4 protein-coding genes are annotated in these 3,726 nt (G+C 57.0%); all 4 read right to left on the reverse strand.

Features of this window, described 5'->3' with window-relative positions:
* Positions 1–385, reverse strand: a 385-nt coding sequence (locus H5U08_RS12735; protein WP_297033644.1) for a TIM barrel protein, incomplete at its 3' end; no start/stop codon positions are given.
* A gap of 241 nt (positions 386–626) precedes the next feature.
* Entirely contained in the window at positions 627–1,463 is an 837-nt protein-coding gene (locus tag H5U08_RS12740; protein ID WP_297033647.1) for an ABC-2 family transporter protein, read from the reverse strand.
* A 2-nt stretch (positions 1,464–1,465) separates the two neighbouring features.
* Positions 1,466–2,338 carry an ABC-2 family transporter protein gene (locus tag H5U08_RS12745; RefSeq protein WP_297033650.1) on the reverse strand — a complete coding sequence of 291 codons (873 nt, stop codon included), beginning with the start codon at positions 2,336–2,338 and terminating at the stop codon, positions 1,466–1,468.
* A 48-nt stretch (positions 2,339–2,386) separates the two neighbouring features.
* On the reverse strand, positions 2,387–3,415 hold the full coding sequence (locus tag H5U08_RS12750) for an ABC transporter ATP-binding protein (RefSeq protein ID WP_297033653.1): 1,029 nt from the start codon (positions 3,413–3,415) through the stop codon (positions 2,387–2,389).
* Positions 3,416–3,726 lie beyond the last annotated feature (311 nt).

A 3,726-nucleotide genomic window follows, 5' to 3' on the forward strand; every position in this document is an offset into this window, starting at 1 on the left:
TCATGCCCGGTGGTAAAGGCCCTCCCGGCTCCGTCTGGATTCCCGGTGCGCCCAGATCAGCCGCCAGACGAAGCGCTCGGAGGGTGTGTTCGCGGCGGATTGCCCGATAGAAAGGATCCGGCTCGATCCACGACGGGTGCCAGTATGGTTGCCGGACGTCGGTGACGCCCCGCATCATGAACGCGTTGATGTTGGAAATATGGAGGTGATGCTCCTGGAGAATGCTGCGCAGCCGGTCCACATCCGCCGGGAGTAAACTGAGCGGCCAGGCGTGGGGAACATCCGCGAGAAGCTCCAGCCCCTCGTATCCCAGGGAGGCGATGCGGGCAGCCGTCTCCGCGAAAGAAAATCGCGTGTAAGCGTTACTGCTGTAGGCCAGTCTCATAGGTTGTGACGTCCTTCTCAGCGTTCCTGCATGCCCATCAATGCTGTCAATGACCGAACGAGCTATTCTACCCGCTCCCCAGGCCGAACAGTAGCACAATAGCATCCGAGAGGGAAGCGCAAAGGGCCGCCGACCTGTCGCCATTGGGTTTTGCCATCGCCACCCCACCCACCGGTGATCTTGCGCTTTCCCGCGCCAAACAACCTTCCCGCAGTGCTTGATGGCAGGGATTGATGGCCGTCTAACTGCTGGCGCTGCGATAGCTGCGGAGGGCAGCAAGAAAGACCAGCCGACAGAGCACAAGCATCACAACGGTGGCCACGATCGTGAATCCCGCCAGCGCCCAATCCTGCACTGTTTGCGGTTTGAGGGGCCGGGCGATGAAGCGAGCCGGGACGTTCACCGCCACCAGAACGGGGATGATGAACGTGAAAAACCAGCGGAACGGTCGGCCGAAACGACCTTCGTAGATTTCCATGGGGTACCGTGCAAAGTTCACGATATAGAACCAGAAATCGAAGAGTGTTTCGTTCCGCCCGAGCCACACACTGGTGGACGCCATCATGAACATGAGTGAATACAGGATGAGTAAGCCGCAAATCATATAAACAATATAAAGGGTAATTGTCACGGCGGAAGGGACGTAATTCATCTGCCTCAATGAATAGAGCAGCAAAAGCAGCCCGACGAAAAAATTTCCCGAGGACGACCACTCGATCCTTTGCAGTGAAACAATAAACTGTGTGTCAATCGGCTTGAGGAGAAGAAAATCCAGGTTCCCCTGGCGGACGAAATTGCCAAAATTGTCGGCGTTTGTCATAAAGAGCATGGCGGCCAGGCTGTTGATCATCAGGCCCGTGCCGGTGAAGGCAAAAAACTCGTATTTGCCCCATCCGGTGCCGACTCCCAGGGACGGCGTGTATCGAAAAATGAGAATATAAAAACCCAGGTTCATAAACACCCAGGAAAGAGAAGAAAAGAATTCGATGATAAAATTGGCGCGGAAAGTCATGTCCCGAATGAGGCTGTTCCGGGCAAAGGTGCCGAAGACCAGGAGGTACTGTCGCAGGGAAGTCACGGTCAACCTCCAAAGCCGCTGTACCGCTTGAGGCCGCGCTGGAGTGTGATCTTGGCAAGCACCATAAAGGTGACCACCCAGGCCGCCTGAACCAGCAGTCCCATCACCAGCTCCTCACCCTGAACTTTTCCCAGAAAGACGGCACTCGGAAAATAGGCGAGATACTGCAGCGGGATCATCCGCACAATGGTGTAAAACGGTTGTGGCAGCATATCAATGGGAAACATGTGTCCGGAAAAGAAAAAGCTCAAAAGCATATAAATGAATAAAAGGGAGCTGACTTCCAGAAACCAGAATCCCAATAGGCCGATGGTGGCTTCGAGGAAAAATCCCAGAAGAAAGGCCAGTATCAAAGAAGCAATATAGGCGGCCCATTCCCAGCCGTGCGGCGTGTGGAGAAAAAATCCGCGACAGAGATAAAAGACAACGGCAAACGGAACCGCGGCGATGCTGTAATAGACGAGTTTATGGGCAACACGATAGAAAAATAAAAACTCCAGCAGTCCAATCGGCTGAATAAGAAATTTCTTGATGCCGCCTTCGCGAATTTCGCGGGTGATGCCGGAGGCCAGACCCGGCATGCTGGAAAACGCCCGACTCAGCATCGTCAGAAGGTAATAGGCCACCATATCCTGGTAACGATAGCCGACGATTCGCGTGTCCCCGCCGGAATGACCGGGTGCTGCCGCGAAAACGGCGGCCCAGAGGAACATCTGTGTGACGATGGGCAGAAAACGCATGAGCGTGCCCAGCATAAAGTCCCCCCGATAGACGATCCGCTCCTGGATGCTGATCCGCAGAATGGTTGCCCAGAGGCGGCATCGCCCGAGGATTCGTTGGGGAACCGGATTGCTGTCGAGGACAACTGTGCTCATCGATGACCTGATCGGTTAGCAGCACATGCTGGGGTTGGACCGCAACTATTAATGATCTACCGAATGCAGGGGGGTGGGAACCAGCGATTCTTCCGCCGTGCGGTGGGCCGAGGTGAACAACGTGGCGATCAACTCCTCCAGGGGCGGGTCCTCGACGCTGACGTCCTCGGCGGCGTACTGCGCGAGGATGGCGCGCACGATTTCCGTAGCCTCGGTCCGTGGCACCCGCAGCTTGATCCGCGGCGGCTCCCTCAGGATGACCTGGCCGAATCGCGCCAGATCGCCGTCTGGCGTGCCATTGGCAAAGCGGATCGTGATGATCTTGTACGCCCCCAGATGATCGACGAGACTGCTCAGCGAGCCGTCATAAATGATGCGACCATCGAAAATCACCACGACCCTTCGGCACAAAGCCGCCACATCCTTCATGTAGTGGCTGGTCAGGATGACGGTGGTCTTCTTCTGGGCCTGGTACTCCCGCAAGAACTGCTGGATAGTGTACTGGGCTACCACGTCGAGCCCGATCGTCGGTTCGTCGAGGAATAATACTTCGGGCGAGTGCAGGAGAGCCGCAATGAGTTCCATCTTCATCCGCTCGCCCAGGGAAAGTTCCCGCACCGGCCGGTGAATGAGATGCCGAACGCCCAGCATGTCCGTCAATTCATCACGGGTGCGGGTGAATTGGTCGGGCGGAATTTGATAGATTTGCTGATGCAGGCGGAAAGACTCGGCGGCCGGCAGATCCCACCATAACTGGTTTTTCTGACCCATCACGAGGGCGAATCGCCGCCGGTAGGCATTTTCCCGTTTCCAGGGCACGTGGCCGAGCACGGTGGCCGTCCCCGCAGTGGGGGTGATGATTCCCGACAGCAGCTTGAGGGTGGTTGTCTTTCCTGCGCCATTGGGGCCGAGGAACGCGACGAATTCACCCCGTTCCACCGTGAGGCTGATCGATCGGACGGCGTGAATGACTTCGTACTCCGGGCGCAAAAGGCCGCGGACGGCCGCCCAAAGGCCTTCCTTCTTTCGGTTGACCCTGTAGGTCTTCGACAGATTGCGGATTTCAATCGCGCTCATACCTTCGATTATATGGTCCGACGCTCAATCGGGGGCATTGTTGAGCCCATCCCCGGTTTTTCTCGGCGGAGCATCCCTCGGAGGGACCTGCTTGTCAGGTCCGTTTTTTTCGGAGGGACGTGCTTGTCGCCTCCGCCATTTAACGTCGGCTGATCCATTGTCTTTCCTCGGGGGCTGAAGTCCCGCGGGGAAAGCGGGGCTAAAGCCCCGCACTCCATATGGAGTGCGGCGATTCATCGCCGCTTTTTCGTGAAGGCTTTAGCCGTCACAACCTTGCCGTTGCCCCGGATGGCACGCGATAACCGGTCGGG

Origin of the sequence: Thermogutta sp. (assembly GCF_014359955.1) — a bacterium.
In the GTDB taxonomy this organism is placed as follows: Bacteria; Planctomycetota; Planctomycetia; order Pirellulales; family Thermoguttaceae; genus Thermogutta.

What these genes read in the sequence shown, in the direction of transcription:
- H5U08_RS12750 (WP_297033653.1), bottom strand. Translation starts at nt 3,415, where the DNA reads ATGAGCGCGATTGAAATCCGCAATCTGTCGAAGACCTACAGGGTCAAC.
- H5U08_RS12745 (WP_297033650.1), bottom strand. Translation starts at nt 2,338, where the DNA reads ATGAGCACAGTTGTCCTCGACAGCAATCCGGTTCCCCAACGAATCCTC.